Source organism: Mesorhizobium sp. L-8-10, from assembly GCF_016756635.1.
Classification (GTDB): Bacteria; Pseudomonadota; Alphaproteobacteria; order Rhizobiales; family Rhizobiaceae.
In genome coordinates, this window is sequence record NZ_AP023263.1 from 7,722,043 (window position 1) to 7,742,596 (window position 20,554).

General features: G+C 66.9%; 17 protein-coding genes. 10 read left to right on the forward strand and 7 right to left on the reverse strand.

Annotated features, from left to right (window positions below; genetic code table 11):
• Positions 1–106: 106 nt before the first annotated feature.
• Genes JN280_RS35910 through JN280_RS35920 form a run of 3 tightly spaced genes read right to left on the reverse strand, consistent with a single transcriptional unit; the run spans position 107 to position 4,172 of the window.
• Complete coding sequence (locus JN280_RS35910) at positions 107–1,198, reverse strand: extracellular solute-binding protein (RefSeq protein ID WP_202308938.1); 1,092 nt, start codon at positions 1,196–1,198, stop codon at positions 107–109.
• A gap of 32 nt (positions 1,199–1,230) precedes the next feature.
• Positions 1,231–3,021, reverse strand: a complete 1,791-nt coding sequence (locus JN280_RS35915; RefSeq protein WP_202308939.1) for an ABC transporter permease subunit — start codon at positions 3,019–3,021, stop codon at positions 1,231–1,233.
• Positions 3,018–4,172, reverse strand: a complete 1,155-nt coding sequence (locus JN280_RS35920; protein ID WP_202308940.1) for an ABC transporter ATP-binding protein — start codon at positions 4,170–4,172, stop codon at positions 3,018–3,020. The genes JN280_RS35915 and JN280_RS35920 overlap by 4 nt, the downstream gene beginning before the upstream one ends.
• 273 nt (positions 4,173–4,445) lie before the next feature.
• On the opposite strand from JN280_RS35920, the gene JN280_RS35925 reads away from it, so the two are divergent.
• The 10 genes from JN280_RS35925 to JN280_RS35970 are packed head-to-tail and all read left to right on the forward strand — an operon-like array spanning position 4,446 to position 15,390.
• Positions 4,446–5,255, forward strand: a complete 810-nt coding sequence (locus JN280_RS35925; RefSeq protein ID WP_202308941.1) for a CoA transferase subunit A — start codon at positions 4,446–4,448, stop codon at positions 5,253–5,255.
• Positions 5,252–6,013 carry a CoA transferase gene (locus JN280_RS35930; protein ID WP_202308942.1) on the forward strand — a complete coding sequence of 254 codons (762 nt, stop codon included), beginning with the start codon at positions 5,252–5,254 and terminating at the stop codon, positions 6,011–6,013. The genes JN280_RS35925 and JN280_RS35930 overlap by 4 nt, the downstream gene beginning before the upstream one ends.
• 27 nt (positions 6,014–6,040) lie before the next feature.
• Entirely contained in the window at positions 6,041–7,240 is a 1,200-nt protein-coding gene (locus JN280_RS35935; RefSeq protein ID WP_202308943.1) for a CaiB/BaiF CoA transferase family protein, read from the forward strand.
• Between the two features lie 7 nt (positions 7,241–7,247).
• Positions 7,248–8,309, forward strand: a complete 1,062-nt coding sequence (locus JN280_RS35940; RefSeq protein WP_202308944.1) for a 2-hydroxyacid dehydrogenase — start codon at positions 7,248–7,250, stop codon at positions 8,307–8,309.
• Positions 8,310–8,327: 18 nt separating this feature from the next.
• Positions 8,328–9,005 carry an L-fuculose-phosphate aldolase gene (locus JN280_RS35945; RefSeq protein WP_202308945.1) on the forward strand — a complete coding sequence of 226 codons (678 nt, stop codon included), beginning with the start codon at positions 8,328–8,330 and terminating at the stop codon, positions 9,003–9,005.
• Positions 9,006–9,014: 9 nt separating this feature from the next.
• Complete coding sequence (locus JN280_RS35950; RefSeq protein ID WP_202308946.1) at positions 9,015–10,529, forward strand: FGGY family carbohydrate kinase; 1,515 nt, start codon at positions 9,015–9,017, stop codon at positions 10,527–10,529.
• A complete protein-coding gene (locus tag JN280_RS35955) occupies positions 10,526–12,076 on the forward strand; it encodes an acetolactate synthase large subunit (RefSeq protein ID WP_202308947.1) in 1,551 nt (516 codons plus the stop codon). The genes JN280_RS35950 and JN280_RS35955 overlap by 4 nt, the downstream gene beginning before the upstream one ends.
• Before the next feature lie 19 nt (positions 12,077–12,095).
• On the forward strand, positions 12,096–14,408 hold the full coding sequence (locus JN280_RS35960) for a molybdopterin-dependent oxidoreductase (RefSeq protein ID WP_202308948.1): 2,313 nt from the start codon (positions 12,096–12,098) through the stop codon (positions 14,406–14,408).
• 13 nt (positions 14,409–14,421) lie between these two features.
• The gene (locus JN280_RS35965; RefSeq protein WP_202308949.1) at positions 14,422–14,991 is read left to right on the forward strand and encodes a peroxidase-related enzyme; all 570 of its coding nucleotides are present in this window, start codon (positions 14,422–14,424) and stop codon (positions 14,989–14,991) included.
• 3 nt (positions 14,992–14,994) lie between these two features.
• On the forward strand, positions 14,995–15,390 hold the full coding sequence (locus JN280_RS35970) for a rhodanese-like domain-containing protein (protein ID WP_202308950.1): 396 nt from the start codon (positions 14,995–14,997) through the stop codon (positions 15,388–15,390).
• A 160-nt stretch (positions 15,391–15,550) separates the two neighbouring features.
• On the opposite strand, the gene pdeM is transcribed toward JN280_RS35970, so the two are convergent.
• From pdeM to JN280_RS35990, 4 genes are all read right to left on the reverse strand, one after another.
• The gene (pdeM, locus tag JN280_RS35975; protein WP_202308951.1) at positions 15,551–16,258 is read right to left on the reverse strand and encodes a ligase-associated DNA damage response endonuclease PdeM; all 708 of its coding nucleotides are present in this window, start codon (positions 16,256–16,258) and stop codon (positions 15,551–15,553) included.
• A complete protein-coding gene (locus tag JN280_RS35980) occupies positions 16,255–18,777 on the reverse strand; it encodes a ligase-associated DNA damage response DEXH box helicase (RefSeq protein ID WP_244742591.1) in 2,523 nt (840 codons plus the stop codon). The genes pdeM and JN280_RS35980 overlap by 4 nt, the downstream gene beginning before the upstream one ends.
• Positions 18,778–18,976: 199 nt before the next feature.
• On the reverse strand, positions 18,977–19,405 hold the full coding sequence (gene tnpA / locus JN280_RS35985; RefSeq protein WP_202308953.1) for an IS200/IS605 family transposase: 429 nt from the start codon (positions 19,403–19,405) through the stop codon (positions 18,977–18,979).
• Positions 19,406–19,537: 132 nt separating this feature from the next.
• Complete coding sequence (locus JN280_RS35990; protein WP_202308954.1) at positions 19,538–20,446, reverse strand: class I SAM-dependent DNA methyltransferase; 909 nt, start codon at positions 20,444–20,446, stop codon at positions 19,538–19,540.
• Positions 20,447–20,554: the final 108 nt, after the last annotated feature.

The window sequence follows — 20,554 nt, forward strand, 5'->3', positions numbered from 1 at the left end:
ATCGCCCCTTAGCATGACAGCCGGGAAAGCCATAGTCCGCGAAGGCCGGGAAGAGAGACGGCCGCGAGCCCCTCGGAGATCGCGGCCGCCGGACTGACGGATCCGGCTACTGCGCCAGCAGCGCGTTCAGCTTCTCCTGGCCGAATTCCTCGTTCGTCGAGTTGCCGGCGGGCGACGGCCCGCCCCAATAGTCCGGGCTCCATTCGATGGCGCGCGACACGTTCTTGGGATTGTTGGCCCAGTAGATGCTGATCTCCGGATCGGCCGCTTCGAACACGACCGGCGACGGCAAGGCGACAGGGAAGGTCGAGGTGAGCTCGGCGGCGCGCTGCGGATCAAGCCGCCAGGAAAGCAGCTTCAGCGCGTTGTCGTAATGCGGCGCGCCTTTCGGGACCGAGAAGAAATCATAGTAGACGAAGCCCTGGTTCCACTCCAGCTCGACCGGCGCTCCTTCGAGCGCCAGCTTGCTCATGGAGCCGGTGTAGGCCATGCACATGTCGGCCTCGCCATCGAGCATGAGCTGCGGCGGCTGGGCCGAGGTCGTCCACCACTTGGCGACGTGCGGCTTGATTTCCGCGACCTTCTTCAGCGCTCTTTCCATGTCGATCGGATAGAGCTTGTCCTTCTCCACCCCGTCGGCCATCAGGGCCGCCTCGAAGACGAAGCGCGGCCAGGCAGGGAGGCAGCGGCGGCCGGGGAACTTCTCCACGTTCCAGAAGTCCGCCCAGCTCTTCGGCACGTTCTCGCCGGTGAATTTCTCCTTGTTGTAGACAAGGCCCACGCCGATCACCTGCAGGGCGACGCCCTTCTTGCGCTTGAGGTTGTCCGGCATCGCGGCCAGCGTCTTCTGCGCCGGCTCCGAAAGCTTCGAATAGTCGATGTCCTCGAGGCAGCAATCTCCCAGCAGCTTCGTTTCCTGGTCGAAGATGAAGGTCAGGTCCCACTCCGCCTTGCCGGCCTCCGCCTGGACCTTGATCTTGGGGCCGCTGCGGGCCTCCTGAACGGTGACGACCTTGATGCCGGTCTCCTTCTCGAACGGATCGTACATAACCTTGCGCAGCGCCTCGCCATAGCCGCCGCCCGGATCCTGCATGATGACGACGTCCTCCTGCGCGGCCGCGACGCCGACGCCGGCCGCCACAACGATGGCCGAGACCAGAAGGGATGCGGAATTTCGAAGTCTTGTCATGCCCAGCATGTCATTCTCCTCCACTTGGGTTGACCTAAATCTCAGACACCCGCGCGCGATCGGGCCAACACCGGCCGCGCAAGGGCTATTCCTCCCACCACCAGCAGCACCTCGAGCGTCGAGACCACCGCCAGCACCGGATTGAGCTGATAGTTGATGTCCGCCCACAGCATGAGCGGGAGGGTCTTCAGTTGCGCACTCGACAGGAAGAGCGAAAGAACCAGCTCGTCGAAGGAGTGCAGGAAGGCGAAGAAACTCGCGGCCGCCAGGCCCGGGACGATCGCCGGCAGCGTTACCGTGCGGAACACCGTCAAGGGCGACGCGCCGTGCACCCCCGCCGCCTGCTCGAGCTTCGGATCGACGGCTTGCAGGGCCGCGGACAGGATCACCACGACGATCGGCAGACCGCCGATCGCGTGCGCGGCCGCAAGTCCCGCCACGGTGCCGGTCAGGTCGAAGCGCAGGAACAGGCTGTAGAGCGACAGGCCGAGCACGACCGGCGGCACGATGACGGGGCTGACGACAAGCAGCATGATCGCGGACTTGCCGCGGATGCTGCTGCGCACGATTCCCATCGCGGCGGAGGTGCCGAGCGCGACGGCGATGCAGGCCGACAGCGCGGCGACCTGGAGCGAGTTCCAGAACGCAGCCATCCAGTTGGAGTCGGAGAAGAACTTCTCGTACCAGCGCAGCGAAATGCCGGGGGGAGGAAAGGTCAGATAGCTTGCGCTGCTGAACGAGATGATCATGACGACGACGAGCGGCAGGATGAGGACGGCGATCACGAGGCCGCCCATGAGCCACACCGTCCAGGTGCCGAAGCCGGCCGGCAGCCGGCCGAACAGTCTCAGCAGCGGCCAGCCGATCGCATCCGCGAGCAGCATGGCGAGCGTGCGCCCGCCGCCATCGGCGTCGCCGGCCCGCGACACGGTTTTGGCGGAAGCCTTGTTGGCCAGCTTGCCTCCACCCCAGATGAACTCGAAACCCAGGAAATGTCCCGCGACGCCGACCACGACCAGCGTGATCACCAGCAGCACGACGCCGAGCGCCTGGAGAAAGCCTTCCGACGTAACGGAATCGGCCTGCTGCGAGATGTGCATGGCGAACATCTGGTCGCCGGGTCCGCCGAGCAGGGTCGGCGTGATGAAGAAGCCGAGCGCGGCGACGAAGACCAGCAGGAACCCGGCGCCGATGCCGGGGAGCGTGAGCGGCAGGAGCACGCGCCAGAACACGGCGATCGGTCCTGCGCCGCTCGCGAGTGCGGCGCGGGTCAGGCTCTGGTCGAGGCGGGCGACGCTGGAATAGATGGTGAGCACCATCAGCGGCAGAAGCACGGCCGTCATGCCGAGGAACACCGTGCCGCGGGTGAAGAGAAGCTGCGCCGGCTCGCTCAGGATGCCGAGCCCGACGAGCAGCTTGTTGACCGGGCCGTTGCGCCCGAGCAGCACCATCCATGCATAAGTGCGGATGAGAATGGCGATGAAATAGGGCAATACGACCGCGGTCGCGATGAGGAGCTGCGCAATGCCGCGGGTCCGGTGGATGAGCAGCGCAGTCGGGTAGCCGAACAGCAGGCACAGGCAGGCGACGGTGACCGAGATCTGCATCGTGCGCAAGAGGGAGTCCCAGTAGAGCGGCACGGCGAAGACCCGCTCGAAGAAAGCGGACCAGGTCGGGCCGCTGACGCTGATGCGGGTGAGATCGATGAGCGGAAGCACATAGAAGAAGGCGAGGAAGGCCGCCGCTGGAATGAGCAGTATCGCCGGGTCTCTCAGCCGCCCTGCAAGCGCGCCGCCGCGCGCCGGTTCCATGCCGATCGAAGCGGCTGTCATGACAGCACCCAGCAGTCGTCGGCGCCCCAGCTCACATGGAGCGTGTCGCCGACGGCCGGCAGTGACCGCTGGGCGGTGTCGGAGCAGCGGATCAACAACGTTTCCCCGCCCTCCATCCGCGCCTCGATGCGCAGGACTTCGCCGAGGAACAGGGCCGACGTGACGGTCACCGGGGCAGAGCCGGCATTGGCTTCGTCCGAGATCGCGATGCGTTCCGGCCGCACCAGCACCGTCGCGCGCCCCACGTCGATCGCGTCGCGGCTCTCCGCGTTGAAGACGTAACCCGCCCGGTTCCTGAGCGTCATCGTCGTGCCGCGCTTCTGCACGATGTCGGCTTCGATCAGGTTGCTCTCGCCGACGAAGGAGGCCACGAAGCGGTTCACCGGATGGCGGTAGATCTCCGCCGGGCGGCCGATCTGTACGATCTTGCCCGCGTCCAGCACGGCGATGCGGTCGCTCATGGTGAGCGCCTCGCCCTGGTCGTGCGTGACGAAGAGGATCGTGCTGCCGATCGTCTGATGCAGGTCGCGGATCTCGATCTGGATCGATTCGCGCAGCCGTCTGTCGAGAGCGCTGAGCGGCTCGTCCATCAGGACCACTCGCGGCCGCATGACGATGGCGCGGGCGATCGCGACCCGCTGCTGCTGGCCGCCCGACATCTGCGAAGGCATCTTCCGGGCATGGTCGGACAGACGCATGATCTCCAGCGTCTCGGCGACGCGGCGCTCGGTCGTAGCGCGATCGACGCCGGCCATGCGCAGCGGGAAGGCGACGTTCTGCGTCACGGTCATGTTGGGGAACAAGGCGTAGCTCTGGAACACCATGCCGAAGCCGCGCTTGTGGGTGGGCACGTTGTGGATCGGCCGGTCGTCGACCAGGATCTCGCCGCTATCCAGCGCCTGAAATCCCGCGAGCAGGTTGAGGAGCGTGGTCTTTCCGCTTCCCGACGGCCCGAGCAAGGTGATGAACTCGCCCGGCTCGATGTCGAGGCTGATGCGATCGACGGCGTGAAAACCGCCGAAGCTCTTCGCGGCCTCGCGGATCGCGATCTTCGACCCGATCACGCTGCGGGCGGAAGTTTCCGCGACCTGGGACGACCGTGCCGACGCGCCTGCGCTCCGACCGGCGCGGATGGCCACCGTTTCACCCATCTGTTTCCTCCCTGTGTTCTACAATATAGAACAGCATTCCATAATCCTTGAACCGATGCGCCGACTTGTCAAGTGCCTGGCTGCGCCGAACGTCGATCCCTTTCGTGGTCCAATCCATTCGGACCGCCGTCGGCACAGCACGAGCGAAATCGCATTGACAGGATCGCCATGCTCCGACTACCCTGATTTTCAGAAAGCTGTTCTGTATTATAGAACACGCGGGGCGCGCCGGGAAACTCTTATGTGCCGGCGGCGTGACACGGGAGGAGCAGGGTGTCGAGCGACCTTCGCAAACTGGCGAAGCACATCGAGCCGGGCATGCGCATTGCGCTGCCGGTCGACTATGCCGGCGTTTCCATGGCGATGACGCAGCCCATCATCGAGCATGGCGCGGGCGACCTGGATCTCGTCTGCGTGCCGACCGGCGGGCTGCAGGTCGACCAGCTCGTCGGCGCGGGCCTCGTCAGGTCGGTCGAGACCAGCGCGGTGTCGCTTGGCGAGGCCGGCGGCGCTCCCCGCTTCAACCAGGCGGTGAAAGACGGCGCCATCCGGCTCAGGGACGCGACGTGCCCGGCGATCCATGCCGGCCTGATGGCGGCGCAGAAGGGCAGTCCCTTCGTCCCGCTCCGGGGCCTGATCGGCACCGACGTGCTGCGCTACAGGGACGACTGGCGCGTGATCGACAACCCCTTCGCCGGAGCCCCGGACCCGATCGTGCTGATCCCCGCGATCACGCCTGATGTCGCGGTGTTCCATGCGCCGATGGCCGACCGCCACGGCAATGTCTGGATCGGACGGCGGCGCGAGCTCGCGGCAATGGCCTACGCCTCGCGGACAACCCTCGTCACAGTCGAACGCCTGGTCGAGGGCAGCCTTCTCGGCAACGAGACGACCGCCGCCGGCACCCTGCCCGCCCTCTATGTGACGGAGGTCGCGGTCGCGCAGAAGGGCGCATGGCCGTATGGTTTGTGGGGCGAATACCAGACCGACACCGGCGAGATCCTGCGCTACGCGAAGGCAGCCAGAACGGCGGAAGGTTTCGCCGACTATATGGCGCGGGCACAGACGGAGCCCGTGCAATGAAGGAAGTTCTCCCCCGCGAGGTGCTGATCTGCACCATCGCGCGACTGCTCGACGGAGTCCGCCATGTTGCGGTCGGCGCATCCTCCCCCATGCCGGCCGCAGGCGCGATGCTTCTTCGCGCCCTGAAGGAAAAGATGGGCGCCCCCGCGGTGCGCATCTCCGTCCTCGGCTCCGTCGAGCACAACTTCTTCACCAACGGCTCGACGGAGCTGTTCGATTGCGCCGGCCAGGGGCGAATCGACGCCTTCTTTCTCGGCGGCGGTCAGATCGACGGCCGCGGCAACGTCAATCTCGTGGGCGCCGGCGACTATCCCCGCTCGAGCGTGCGCTGGCCGGGTTCCTTCGGCGCGGCCTATCTCTACTTCGTGGTTCCGCGCGTCATCCTGTTCCGCGAGGAGCACACGCCTCGGGTCTTCGTCGACAAGGTCGATTTCGTCAGCGCGCCGGGCGTGAGCGACGATGGCGTCTATCGTACCGGCGGTCCCTACGCGCTCCTGACCGGAAAGGCGCTGTTCCGATTCGACCGGACGCGGCCGGGCTTCGCCCTGGAGAGCGTTCACCCCGGGCACGACTTCGCCGAAGTGAGGCAGGCAACCGGCTTCGAGTTCGCGCATGGCGAACGGCCGCCGCAGACGGAGCTGCCCGACGCGTCGACGCTCGCCCTGCTGCGCGGCCGCGTGCTGGACGAACTGTCCGAGACCTATCCGGAATTCGCCGCCCAGATGCACCAGGATATGGGCCGCGCGCGTCCCGCATAAGCAACCCGATCAGCTCGAGACGATTTGATGACTTCCAATGCAGGTTCCCTCGCCAGCCTCAAGGTGATCGACGCCAGCCGCGTGCTGGGCGGCCCGTATGCCGGGCAGGTTCTCGCCGACCATGGCGCTGACGTGATCAAGATCGAGCCGCCGGCCGGCGACGAGACGCGCGGCTGGGGACCGCCTTTCCTCGACGGAACAGCGAGCTACTTCCTCGGCCTCAACCGCAACAAGCGCGGCATGGCGCTCGACCTGGCTCGGCCGGCCGGCCAGGAACTGCTGCTCGCCCTGCTGGAGACCGCGGACGTCTTCATCGAGAATTTCAAGACCGGGACGCTCGAGCGCTGGGGACTGACGCGCGAGGAACTGACCCGGCGCTTCCCCCGGCTGGTTCATTGCCGCGTCTCGGGTTTCGGCGCCGACGGTCCGCTGGGCGGCCTGCCCGGCTACGACGCGGCCATCCAGGCGTCGGCCGGCATCATGAGCGTCAATGGCGAGCTCGGCGGGCAACCCTTGCGTGTCGGTCTTCCGGTCGTCGACATGGTGACCGGGCTCAACGCCGTGGTCGGCATCCTGATGGCGCTCAACGAGCGGGCGAGCAGCGGCAAGGGGCAGTTCGTCGAGACGACGCTCTATGATTGCGGCGTTTCGCTGCTGCACCCGCATCTTCCGAACTATTATCTCTCCGGCAAGGTCGCGCAGCCGTCGGGCAATGCGCATCCGAACATCTGTCCCTACGACACGTTCGAGACCGGCACCGACCCGATCTTCCTCGCCGTCGGCAACAACCGCCAGTTCGCGACGCTCTGCGAGATCATCGGGCGCCCGGATCTGCCCAGGGATCCGCGCTTCGCCTCGAATGGCGAGCGCAATGTCAACCGGGACGTCCTGAAGAGCGAATTGGAGTCGGCGTTGCGCGCATTCGAATGCGGGCCGCTCGCGGACAGGCTCATCAAGTCGGGCGTGCCGTGCGGGGACGTGCGCACCATCGACCAGGTCGTGGCCGAACCGCATACGCGGCATCGCGAGATGGTGGTCGACATCGGCGCCTATCGCGGCACCGGAAGCCCGATCAAGATGTCCCGAACGCCGGCCTCCTACAGGCTGGCCCCTCCGGGCTTCGCCGAGCATACGGAGGAGATCCTCGAAGAGCTGGCGATTGACGGCGAGCGTTACCGCGAGGTCCTGCCGGGCCTCGATCCGGAAACGAAAGCGAAGAGGGCGTGAGACGACCATGAACGCGATCACCCATGCCGGCACACTGACGATCGGCATCATCGGCGACGGCTTCATGCAACCGGCCTTCTTCGAGCGGGCCCTGTGCAAGGGGCTGGCCGGCCGCGCGGTCCGATACAAGCACATGCAACTCGACTGGCCGCTCAAGGTCCAGTCGACGAAATTCGATCCGTCGCTGCCGGTAGCGGAATTCGTCGGCCGGCCGGAGCATTATTTCGACTTCATCGCCGACCTCGACATCCTGGTCACCCATCTCGCGCCGATCACGGCGGAGAGCCTGAAACGCGCACCCAAGCTGAAGATCATCGCCGTGTCGCGCGGCGGGCCCGTCAACGTCGAAATGGCGGCGGCCCGCGACCGCGGCATCACCGTGGTCAACACGCCGGGACGCAACGCCTCGGCTGTGGCGGAGTTCACCGTCGCATCGCTGCTGGCGGAAACGCGCAACATCATCCGCGGGCACCTGACCGTCGCGGCCGGCGAATTCCGCCGCGAGTTCTATCATTTCGACCACGCCGGACCGGAACTGTGCGAGCTGACCGTGGGAATCGTCGGCTACGGCGACATCGGCACGCGCGTCGCGCGGCTGCTGAGGCCTTTCGGCTGCCGGATCGTGGTCGCCGATCCCTTCAAGCAGCTCACGGATGAAGACCTGGCCGCGGGGATACGGAAGGTCGAGCTCGACGAACTCCTGCGCCAGGCCGACGTTGTGACGCTGCACCCGCGCGTGACGCCACAGACAAAGGGCATGATCGGGCGCGCACAGATCGAATCGATGAAGCCCGGCGCCTATATCGTCAACACGACCAGGGGCCAGGTCCTGGACTATGCTGCGCTCTACGACGCGCTCGCCTCCGGCCATCTCAAAGGTGCAGCGCTCGACACTTTCGATCCGGAGCCGCCGCCGGCGAACTGGCCGCTGCTCAAGCTGCCCAACGTCACGCTGTCGCCGCACATCGCCGGCGCCTCCCGCTATTCGGTGACGAAGGCGGCAGACATGATCGCGACGGATATCGGCTTGATCCTGAACGGCAGGCCGCCTCTCTACCCGACGAAATGAACAAGGACCGGACCCGCCATGACGAGCGAAGAACTGGCTCTCCGCACGGAACTGATCGAAGCCTGCCGCAGCATGAACCGGCTGGGGATCAACAGGGGCACCGCCGGCAACATCAGTGCCCGTTACGGCGACGGATTCCTGATCTCGCCCACCGGCATTCCCTATGAGAAGCTCGCGCCAGAGCATGTGGTGGCAATGAACTGGGACGCTACCTTTTCGGGCGATGTCCTGCCGTCGAGCGAATGGCGCTTCCACCGCGACATCCTCAGGGCGCGGCCGGACCTCAACGCCGTGGTCCACACCCATTCGACGCACGCGACCGCGGTGTCGATCCTGCACAAGGACATCCCCGCCATTCACTATTCGATCGCCGCGGCCGGCGGCCCGACCATCCGATGCGCGCCCTACGAGATCTTCGGATCGCAGGCGCTCGCGGACAGGGTCGTCAAGGCGCTGGAAGGAAGGCGGGCCTGCCTGATGGCGCATCACGGCGTCATCGCCGCTCACGTGTCGATCGCACGCGCCCTGGCGCTTGCGGTGACCGTGGAGCAGCTTGCGCAGCAATATATGCTGTGCCTTCCCCTCGGCGAGCCTCCGATCCTTTCGGACAGCGAGATCGCCGACGTGCTGGAGAAGTTCAAGACCTACGGGCAGCAGGGCACCGCCGCGCTCGAGGGATTGCGCCAGGCCTGCTGATCCGCCGCCATGGACTCCATCCTGCTCTGCCTCGACTCAGGCACCACTGCCGTGAAGGCCGCAGCCTTCGACCGGCATGGGCGGTTGCTGGGCACGGTCGAACGTGAGAACCGGGCCCTTCGCCGGGACGGGTCGAATGTCGAACAGGACATGGAGATCACGCGCGACGACGCGCTTGCCGTCCTGCGCGCATGCGCCGTTCAAGCCGGCGGAACGGTCGGCGGCATCGTGGTGGCGGGCCAGGGCGACGGGCTCTGGCCGGTCGACGTCGCGGGACAGCCGGTCGGCCGCGCCTTCACCTGGCTCGACGGACGCTCGCGCCCGATCATCGCGGAACTGGACGGCGCGGGCACGCTCGAGCGCATCCGCGCCGTCACGGGCTCGCGTCCCACCGCCGCCTCGCAGAGCGTTCAGCTTCTCTGGCTGGCGCGAAACGACCCGAGCCGGCTGGATCGGATCGCCCACGCGCTGCGTCTCAAGGAGTGGCTGTTCCTGTCGCTGACCGGAAGCCTCCTTGGCGAACCGGGCGCGGCGCTGCCGGTCTGGGGCGACTGGCGGACCGGAACCGTGCGCGACGACGTCGCAGGGCTCCTGAACCTGCCGCGCGGCTCGGAACTCCTGCCAGATTTTCTCCCCGTGGGAGAATGCCGGGCCGCGCTTTCCGGGCGCGCGGCCGAGGCCACCGGACTCTTGTCCGGGACGCCGGTCCTGCTCGGGCCCGGCGACGTGCAGGCGACGCTCATCGGCCTGGGATTGGGCATTCGCGCGAGCGTGACGCGCGCGTCGATCTTCGGCACCAGCGCCATCCATGCGTGCCATACGCGCGACCCATCCGCCCTGCCGGAACAGCCAGGCGGCGCCATGATCCAGCAGTTCGTGCTCGGAGATGGCTATCTCTGTTTTCATCCGAGCTTCAACGGCGCTTCGTTTCTCCAGCATGTCAGACGCATGTTCGCCGGCGTGCCGGAAACGGTCGAGCCGAGCTATTCGTCGCTGTTGTTCCACCCCTTCTTCGAAGCGGGCGGCGAGCGGGCGCCGTTCACGGATCCCGACGCGGCCGGCGCCGCGGTCGGGCTGACCGCCGTGACCAGACCCGAACAGATCGCATGGGCCGCGCGCGAGGCGCTGGCGTTCGTCGCGCGCAAGAGCCACGACATGATGAACGCGCCCGCCGGCGCGCTTTCGATGGGCGGCGGACTGGCGGCCGACACGAACTTCGCGCGCTTCCTCGCCACCGTGACCCGATCGCCGGTGCAGCGCCCGCCGAGCGGGCACGCCGGGCTGCGCGGACTGGCCGCGATCGGCGCGAAATTCCTTTACGGGGAAAGCGACGCGGCCCTCGCCGAACGCTGGATCGGCGCTGCCGCCGAGGTGGTTCAACCGCAGAGCGGAGAGGTGGCGGATTATGCCGACGGCAAGTTCGCCCTGTTTTCGCAACTCGCCGATTCGGTATCGCCTGCCTGGGCGGACATGTCGCGCATCCGCGACAGCGCGGAAGGATTGATGGGAAGTCGAGGAACATGAACGGCGCGGACCTGCTGTGCGAGACGCTTCTCGCCAACGACATCGACATATGCTTCGCCAATCCAGGCACGTCGGAAATGCACTTCGTCGCCGCGCTCGATCGCCAGCCGAGGATGCGTTGCGTGCTGGGCCTGTTCGAAGGCGTCGTGACGGGCGCCGCCGACGGCTATGCGCGGATGGCGGACAAGCCCGCCGCGACGCTGTTGCATCTGGGCCCCGGCCTCGCCAACGGTCTGGCCAATCTCCACAATGCGCGCCGGGCGCACTCGCCGATGGTGAACATCGTCGGCGAGCACGCGCTCGACCACCTCCGATACGACGCGCCCCTCACGACCGACATCGACGCCCTGGCCTGGCCGATGTCGAACTGGGTGGGCCGGGTGGAGACCGCCGAAACCGTCGGCGCGAGAACCGAGGATGCGATCCGTGCCGCCCGGACCGCGCCGGGCGGGATCGCGACGCTGATCCTCCACGCCGACGCAGCCTGGAACCCGACATCGGCCGCCCCACCCGCCAGGGTCACCCTCCCGGCGCCCGTCGCCCCGGACGACCGGCGTGTGAGGGCGGCCGCGGACGCCCTGCGCAACGGACGCCGCACGACGCTCATCGCGACCGGCCTGGCCTTGCGCGCGCCGCAACTCGAACTGCTCGACCGTATCGCAGCCAGGACCGGTGCGCGCCTTCTCGCCCAGCAATCCAACAGCCGCATGCAGCGCGGCGCGGGACGCGTCGCGGTCGACCGGGTGCCGTATGTCGTCGACAAGGCGGTCGCCGCCCTTGCCGATACGGAGCAGGCGGTGCTGGTCGGCGCGAAGGCGCCGGTCGGCTTCTTCGCCTATCCGGGCAAGCCGGGCAGCATGCTGCCCGAGGAATGCCGCATCCTCGAACTCGTCGAACCGGGCGAAGACATCGTCGCGGCGGTCGAGCTCCTGGCGGATATGTCGGGCGCGACGGCCGGCCCGGCGCCGAGGCTCGCGCCGCGCATGCGACCGGAACCCGTGACGGGCCGGCTCACGCCCGACGCGATCGCGATCGCGCTGGCGCACCATATGCCGGCCGATGCGATCATCTGTGACGAATCGGTCTCCTCGGGCCGCGACTTCTTCGGCAAGACCTATGGCGCGGAGCCGCATGATTTCCTGCAGCTCACCGGCGGCGCGATCGGCATCGGCATGCCGCTGGCGGCCGGCGCCGCGATCGCTTGCCCCGACCGGAAAGTCATCACGCTGCAAGCGGACGGCAGCGGCATGTACACGCTGCAGGCGCTGTGGACGCACGCCCGCGAAGCGCTCGACGTCGTGACCATCATTTTCGCCAACAGACGCTACCAGATCCTGCATGGCGAGTTGAAGAATGTCGGGGCGGGCGAACCCGGACGAAACGCGCGCCGCATGCTCGACCTCGACAATCCAGAGCTCGATTGGGTACGGCTCGCGGCAGGCATGGGCGTCGAGGGCGCATCGACGGACACGGCGGAAGGATTTGCCGAGCTTCTCAGGACCGCCTGCACGCGCAAGGGGCCATTTCTGATCGAGGCGCGCATCTGAAGGCGGACGGAGACGGAGCATGGGCACGATCAGACGAGTACCGCATTGCAGCCATTGGGGCGCCTACACGATCCTCGTCGACGGCGGTGAGATCGTCGGCGTCGAGCCGTTCGAGCACGATCCCGCTCCCTCGCCGATCATCGGGTCGATCCGTGAATGGGCGAAACCGGAGCGTCGCGTGCTTCGGCCGATGGTTCGTTCCGGCTGGCTGGAGAAGCGAGGGCGAAGCGACCGCCGCGGGCGCGGGCGCGAGAAGTTCGTCCCGGTGGGATGGGACGAAGCGACCACTCTGGTCGCCGACGAGATCCGGCGCGTGTCGGGCACGTTCGGCAACGAGTCTATTTTCGCGGGATCGTATGGCTGGACGAGTTGCGGCCGGTTTCATCACGCCTCGTCGCTCCTGAAGCGCATGCTCAATCTGGCGGGCGGCTACACCGGACATGTCGACACCTATTCGATCGCGGCCGGGCCGGTGATCCTGCGCCACACACTCGGCGACGACAGGGCCTGCGGCGGGCAGGCCAACACGCTGGACACGATCGCCGAACATACCGACACGCTGGTGGTGTTCGGCGCCCTGTCGCCGCGCACGGCGCAGACCGAGGCCGGCGGCATCGGAAGCCATTCGCTCGAAACCCACCTGAAGCGGATCGCGGCGCGGGGCACCAAAGTGGTCCTGGTCTCGCCGCTCAGGGACGACGTACCGGACTGGGTCGACGCGGAATGGTGGCCGATCCGCCCCAACACGGACACCGCGCTGATGCTCGGCCTGGCCGGCGAGATCGTCAAGGCCGGCCGGCATGACAAGGCATTCCTCGAACGGTGCACCAGCGGCTCCGACCGTTTCCTGCGCTACCTCGACGGCAGCGAGGACGGTCAGCAAAAGGATGCGGCCTGGGCGGCCGGCATCACCGGGCTCGACCGCGACGCCATCGCGGACCTTGCCCGGCGTCTCATCGACACCCGCAGCATGCTGACGGTGAGTTGGAGCCTGCAACGCGCCCACCACGGCGAGCAGCCTTTCTGGGCAGCACTCGGCCTTGCTTCCATCGTCGGCCAGATCGGGCTGCCGGGCGGCGGCGTCGGCTACGGATACGCCTCGCTCGGCGGCGTCGGCGCGCCGATCAATCTCGGCAGGTCGCCCGCGATCTCGCAGCTTGCAAAGCCGATCAACAGCTTCATCCCGGTCGCACGCATCAGCGACATGCTTCTCAATCCCGGCGGCCGGTACACCTATGAGGGCGAGGCCAGGACCTATCCCGACATCCGCCTCGTCTACTGGGCCGGCGGCAATCCATATCACCACCACCAGGATCTCAATCGCCTGGAAGACGCCTGGACGAAGCCCGAGACGATTATCGTCCAGGACCCGATGTTCACCGCGACGGCGCAACGCGCCGACATCGTCCTGCCGGCGACGACCTCCATCGAGCGCAACGACCTCGCGGGCAACAAGCGCTCGGACTTCATCCTCGCAATGCGCAAGGCGATAGAACCGGTCGGGCAATCGCGCAGCGACTTCGACATCTTCAATGCGATCGCCATGAAGCTCGGAGTGGGCGAGCGCTTCAGCGAGGGACGCGACGAGATGGGCTGGCTGCGCCATCTGTACGAGGTGAGCCGCAGCGACGCGGCGAACCGGCTCGGCTTCGATATGCCCGATTTCGACGCCTTCTGGGAAGCCGGCTACGCGCGCTGCCCGACCAGGGCCGAACACACCTACCTGGCCGGGTTTCGTGAACATCCCGAGGAATTCGCGCTCGACACCGAAAGCGGCAGGATCGTGCTCGGCAGCGAGTTGCTGGCCAGGCTGGACTATGCCGACTGCCGGCCGCACCCGGCATGGATCGAGCCGGCGGAATGGCTGGGCAACGCCGGCGATCCGCACCGGCTCCATCTGATCTCGCACCAGCCCGCCGGGCGGCTGCACAGCCAGCTCGAGACCGGCGAATCGAGCGTCGCCATGAAGCGCAACGGCCGCGAACAGGCGCGCATCAATCCGCGGGACGCCGCCGTTCTGGATATCGAGGACGGCGCGACGATCCGCGTCTGGAACGACCGCGGCGCGAGCCTCGCGACGGCCTGGGTTACGGACACCGTGCGCCCGGGCGTCCTCGTCCTGCCGACCGGGGCCTGGTTCACGCCGTCCGGCAACAGCGGGCTGGAGATGGCCGGCAACCCCAACGTGCTCACGCTCGATGTCGGCACGTCGCAGTTCGGCCAGGGCTGCTCGGCCCATACCTGCCTCGTCCATGTCGAGCCCTATGCGGGCGACGCCAGCGACGCGTTCGAGACATATCACGAGAAACTGGTCGCGCTTGCGGCCGTCTGACAGGAGGAATGAGATGACCCTGCCCGCAATCAGCCGCTTCCCGGTTCCCGAGATCAAGGATCTTCCCGAGGACATCCGTACACGCATACTCGAGGTCCAGGAGAAATCGGGCTTCGTGCCCAACGTCTTCCTGACGCTTGCCTATCGCCCCGACGAGTTCCGCGCCTTCTTCGCCTATCACGACGCGCTGATGGACAAGCCCGGACCGATCACCAAGGCCGAGCGGGAAATGATCGTGGTGGCGACGAGCAACGCCAACCAGTGCCAGTACTGCGTCGTCGCCCACGGCGCCATCCTGCGCATCCGCGCCAAGAACCCGCTCATCGCCGACCAGGTCGCGATCAACTACAGGAAGGCCGACATCACGCCGCGCCAGAAGGCGATGCTCGACTTCGCCATGAAGGTTTCGGCGCGCGCGCAGGAGGTCGGCGACGACGACATGGACACGCTGCGGTCGCACGGCTTCACCGACGACGACATCTGGGACATCGCGGCGATCGCCGCCTTTTTCGGCATGTCCAATCGGCTGGCCAACGTCACCAGCATGCGCCCGAACGACGAATTCTATGCGATGGGGCGCTGAGCGATGGCCAAGGGCTACAAGGACATGCTGGCCGAAGCCGACGCGGTCGTCCGCTCGGTCAGCGTCGACGATATCGCCGCGGACGCCGGCAATGCCGACATCGTCATGGTCGACATCCGAGATCCGCGCGAACTGGAGCGGGACGGCATGATCCCCGGCGCGTTCCACGCGCCGCGCGGCATGCTGGAGTTCTGGATCGACCCGGAAAGCCCCTACCACAAGCCGAAATTCGCGGAAGCCAAGACATTCGTCTTCTATTGCGCGTCCGGCTGGCGCTCGCTGCTTGCGGCCAAGGTCGCGCAGGAGATGGGGCTGGAGGCACGCAGCATGCGGGGCGGCTTCTCGGAGTGGCGCAAGACCGGCCATCCGGTCGCCGAGAAGGCGAAGCACGGTCATTGAGGCGCCGAGTGAGCGCCGTGGCTGCCGGCACCTGAAAATTGCCAAGGACTTAAGGCCTGCCCGCCGCCGCCAAGGTTGAACTCGGACGATACTTCAACCGCTCGCCAGGACCTTGCGATATGTGCGTCCCCTGTCGGTTCCCTGCCGACAGATGCCACGCTCAACCCGGCCTGAGCATCGAGCCGGCAATGGCATAGATGCGGGCCGTGCCGAGCATGTAAGCCATCAGCGTCTCGCGCAGGAACAGGCCGGCATAGGCCCGGTCGAGCACATTGAGAGAGCCGGTGAACGAACCGAAGGCCGGCATGATCATGCGCCTGCCGTCGCTGGCGAAACAGCGGCGGCGCACCGAACGGCCGCGCTGGACGATGCGCGCGCAGGGATGGAGGTGACCGGCCACCTCGCCCTCGACCGTCGAAGCGGAGGGTTCGTGGCGGAAGACGAGCCCGCCAATGGCTACCTCGTCCACCGTTTCGCCGGGCAGGCCGCGCGGCGCCACCGGATCGTGATTGCCCGTGATCCAGAACCAGTCGCGCCCCGCCGCCATCGCGGCAAGCCGGTCGCGAAACGGGTCGGGCAACCGGCCGGAGCCCTCCGGGTCATGGAAGCTGTCGCCCAGGCTGATGACGATGCGCGGCGCATAAGCCTCGACGACCGCTCCGAGGCGTTCGAGCGTCGCGGCGGTGTCGTAGGGTGGCAGCAGCACGCCGCGGCGGGCGAAGGAAGACCCCTTCTCCAGATGCAGGTCGGAAACGGCGAGCAATTCGAGCGCAGGAAAATAAAGCACTCCGCGCGGATCGCAGATCGCGCGTTCGCCAGCGATCTCGATGCAGCCGGCCACCATCTCGTCTTTCGACCGTCCCTTCATCCTCTTCCCAGCGCTTCCTCGACCAGGTCGGCCGCTTCCATGAGCAGCGTCTCGTTGGCCTCGCCCCGCACCGATTCCTTGCCGATCTCCAGCATGATCGGCACGGCCAGCGGCGAGATGTGTTCGAGATCCTTATGCACGATTCGCCCCTGTGTGCGGGAGAGCAGGTTGGCCACTCTCCTGACATCGAGCAGCCCGCTGGCGGCGTCGGCGCGCGTGGCCTGGAGCAGGATGTGATCGGGCTCGTGCGTCCTCAGGACGTCGTAGATCAGGTCGGCAGAGACCGTGATCTGCCGGCCGGTCTTTTCCCTGCCGGGATGACGCTGCTCGATAAGCCCGGAGATGACCGCACAGGTGCGGAAGGTGCGCTTCAGGAGGTAGCTGTCGGCCAGCCAGGCATCGAGGTCGTCGCCCAGCATGTCCTCGTCGAAGAGCCGGGCAAGCGAGGGAGCCTTGCGCCGGAACATAGCACCCATGTCGTCCAGGCCCCAGACCGCGATCGAATAGTCGGTGGCGACGAAGCCCAGCGGCCGGCCGCCGGCGCGATCGAGCCGCCGCGTCAAGAGCATGCCGAGCGTCTGATGCGCCAGCCGGCCCTCGAAGGGATAGGCGACCAGATAGAAGCGGTTGCCGCGCGGAAAGGTCTCGACCAGGAGATCGCCGCGCTTCGGCAGGACGGATTTCTCCTTCTGGATGCGCAGCCAGTCGGACACCTGCTCCGGCAGGCGCTGCCAGCGGTCGGGATCGGCCAGCATGGCGCGGACCTGATCGGCCAGGTAGGTCGAAAGCGGGAACTTGCCGCCGGCATAGACGGGAACCTTGGGATCGCCGCCGGCGGCGTTGGAAACGAAACAGTCGCTCTCCCGCATTCCCTCGAAACGCAGCACCTTGCCGGCGAAGAGGAAGGTATCGCCCGGCGAAAGCGTCTCGATGAAGTACTCCTCGATCTTGCCGAGCACCGGCCCGCCGCGTGCGGCCATGCCGCGTCCGCCGCGGACATAACGGATGTTGAGCATCGGCGATTCCACGATGGTGCCGATGTTCAGCCGGTACTGCTGGGCGACCTGAGGGTTGGACACCCGCCAGCGGCCGTCCTTGGTCGGCCTTATGCGGGCGTAACGCTCATAGCCGCGCAGGGCATAGCCGCCGGTGGCGACGAAATCGATGACCCGGTCGAACTGCTCGCGCGGCAGGGCGGCGTAGGGCGCTGCCCCGACGATCTCGGCATAGAGTTCATCCGGCGAGAAAGGCGCTCCGCAGGCGCTGCCCAGCACGTGCTGGGCGAGCACGTCGAGCGCGCCCGCCACCAGCGGCGGCGTGTCCTGCGCGCCGAGATAGTTGGCGTCGAGCGCTGCCTGGCATTCCAGCACCTCGAAGCGGTTGGCCGGTATCAGGATCGCCTTGGACGGTTCGTCCATACGGTGATTGGCGCGGCCGATGCGCTGCGCGAGACGGCTCGCCCCTTTCGGCGCGCCGACATGGACGACGAGATCGACATCGCCCCAGTCGATGCCGAGATCGAGCGTCGAGGTGGCGACGATGGCGCGCAGGCTGTTCGTCTCCATCGCCTTTTCGACGCGGCGGCGCTGCCCGACATCCAGCGAACCGTGGTGCAGCGCGATCGGCAGATTGTCGTCATTGGCACGCCAGAGCTCCTGGAACAGCAACTCGGCCTGGCTCCGCGTATTGACGAAGAGCAGCGTCGTCCGGTGCCTGCGGATCGCCTCGTAGATCTCGGGGATGGCGTAGCGCGCCGAATGGCCTGCCCAGGGCACGCGCTCCTCCGAATCGAGGATCGAGATCTCCGGCCTGGCGCCGCCGGCCACGGTGATCACCTCGGCCATGGCGCCTGATGGCTTCTGGCCGACCAGCCAGCGCCGCAACGCGTCCGGCTCCGCGACCGTCGCGGAAAGGCCGATCGCCTGCAGGCGCGGCACGAAGCGCCGCAGCCTGGCGAGGCCCAGCGACAGGAGATGGCCGCGCTTGGAGGTGACGAGTGAGTGGAGTTCGTCGAGCACCACATAGCGGAGGCCGGCGAAGAAGCGCTCCGCATCGGCCGAGGCGATGAGAAGCGCGAGTTGCTCCGGCGTCGTCAGCAATATGTCCGGCGGCACCAGCTTCTGGCGCTGCCGCTTGTGGGCCGGCGTGTCGCCGGTGCGGGTCTCGATCGTGATCGGCAGCGCCATCTCGCCGACCGGCTTGCCGAGATTGCGCTCGATATCGACGGCCAGCGCCTTGAGCGGCGAAATGTAGAGCGTGTGGATGCCGCGCCGCGCTTCGCCTGGCCGGCGCTTGGGCCGCGTGGCGAGATCGGTGAGCGCCGGCAGGAAACCGGCGAGCGTCTTGCCCGCGCCGGTCGGCGCGATCAGCAGCACGGAGCGCCCCGCCTGCGCCGCAGCCAGCAGGTCGAGCTGATGGGCGCGCGGCGACCAGCCGCGCTTCCCGAACCATTTGACAAAGGGTTCGGGAAGAAGGCCTGCCGCGCCTTGAGGTTCGAGGTCGTGGGCCGATCGGTTCACGGACGCCGGTGCGCTTCCGCTTTCCTCCGGATCGCGGAAGCGCTCTAGCTCTTTGTCTTTACGCAATTCCGGACGCACAACCGCTGTCCACATTTGCTGGAATTGCTTCAGAAGTGAATGCTCCACCGCCTGAAAGGCGGTGGCTTCGGGTTACGGCTTAAAGCCGGATCGGTCCGCCGGCGGCGGACGAGGCGCTCACTCACGTCACGTTGAAGTTGTCATCAGGCTCGGGTGGCGCTTGGTTCTTGATATACTCCATCCACATCTCGTCCGTTACGTTGCCACTCGTGGTAACCCAATAGCCTCTCGCCCACAGATGCTGGCCCCAGTAGCGCTTGCGCAATATCCCGAATTCGCTCAGCAGCTTGTGCGAACTGCGCCCTTTCAGGTGCTGCACGGCGCGCGACACCGACAGGCTCGGCGGGATCGACAGCAGCATATGCACATGGTCGCGGTTGATCGACCCGGCGTGAACGACCATCTCGTGGGCCCGTGCTGTCTCTCGTAGCAATTCTCGGCAGCGGTTACCCACGTCGCCGCCAAGCACCGCGTAGCGGTACTTCGTCACCCAAACCACATGATATTTGCAGTCCCAGGCTGTGTGGCTGCCACGCTTGTACGCTTCCATAAAACCAATCTACACGGGAAGCGTCGCGATCCCAGCCGCCTAAAGGCGTGGGGTTTCCTGATCCCCTATCGGGGACTCTAAAACAGAACATGCGCGCCGGGAAGGCCGGCCGCGCAAAAAGAGGTACGACGCTCAGCGCGCCTCGGCCAGCACGAGCAGCCCGGCGATGGGCTCGCCGCGATCCATGCGGATCGGCTGGGCGTCGAGCCAAAGGACGGTGAGGCCGGATTGATCCAGCAGCCGCTGCAGATACGCCTGCGAATGCGCATAGCGGCGCGAGGGTCGCAGCACCAAATCCTCGGGTCCGTCATGCTTCTCCACCGAAAAGGCGAAGAGGCCGCCTGGCCGCAGGGCCGCGGCGGTGCGGGAGACCACGCCGTCGATCATCCCGATATAGATGAAGACGTCGGCGGCCACCACGAGATCGGCGCTCGCCGCGGGCAAGGCCAGCGACTGCAGATCGGACTTGGCCAGACGATCATAGATCTTCCTGGCCTCAGCCTTCTTCAGCATCGCGGCGGAGATGTCGTGGCCTTCGAGGAAGCCGGCCACAGGACGCAGCCTCTCGCCCATCAGCCCCGTGCCGCAGCCGAGATCGACCGCGGTTTCGAAGCGGCGTTCGCCGGTTGCGCGGATCGCCTCGAACAACAGTTCCGGCACGCGATAGGCGAGCTTTTCGACGAGAGACTGGTCGAAGGTGGTGGCATATTGATCGAAGAGCGCTTCGACGAAAGCGCCCGGCGGCGCGGACGAGGCGGGCGCGGCGCCGGCCAGTTCCAGCTTCAGCGCCGCACCGGGGCGGTCGTCGGGATCGAGCTTCAGCGCCATGCGCCAGGCCTCGGCAGCCTCGCCGAGCGCGCCGGCCGCCTCCCGCATCTCGCCCAGCCGGAACCAGCCCATTGCCCAACCGGGCGCGAGTTCGAGCGCGCCCAGCATCAGTTCCGCCGCGGCGGCATGATCGGCCGCCGCAAACAGCATTTCGGCATAGTCGGCACGGCGGTCGGCCAGAAGGTCGCCGGAAGAACGCGGCAGCGATTTCATGTTTTGCTGAGGACCTGGAAGGGTTGGACGCGGCGCTATAGCGCGTGTCAGGAGCCGAATGCAACCGGCTTCCACATCCCGCGCAAATGCCTACAGCGCTTCGCGTGA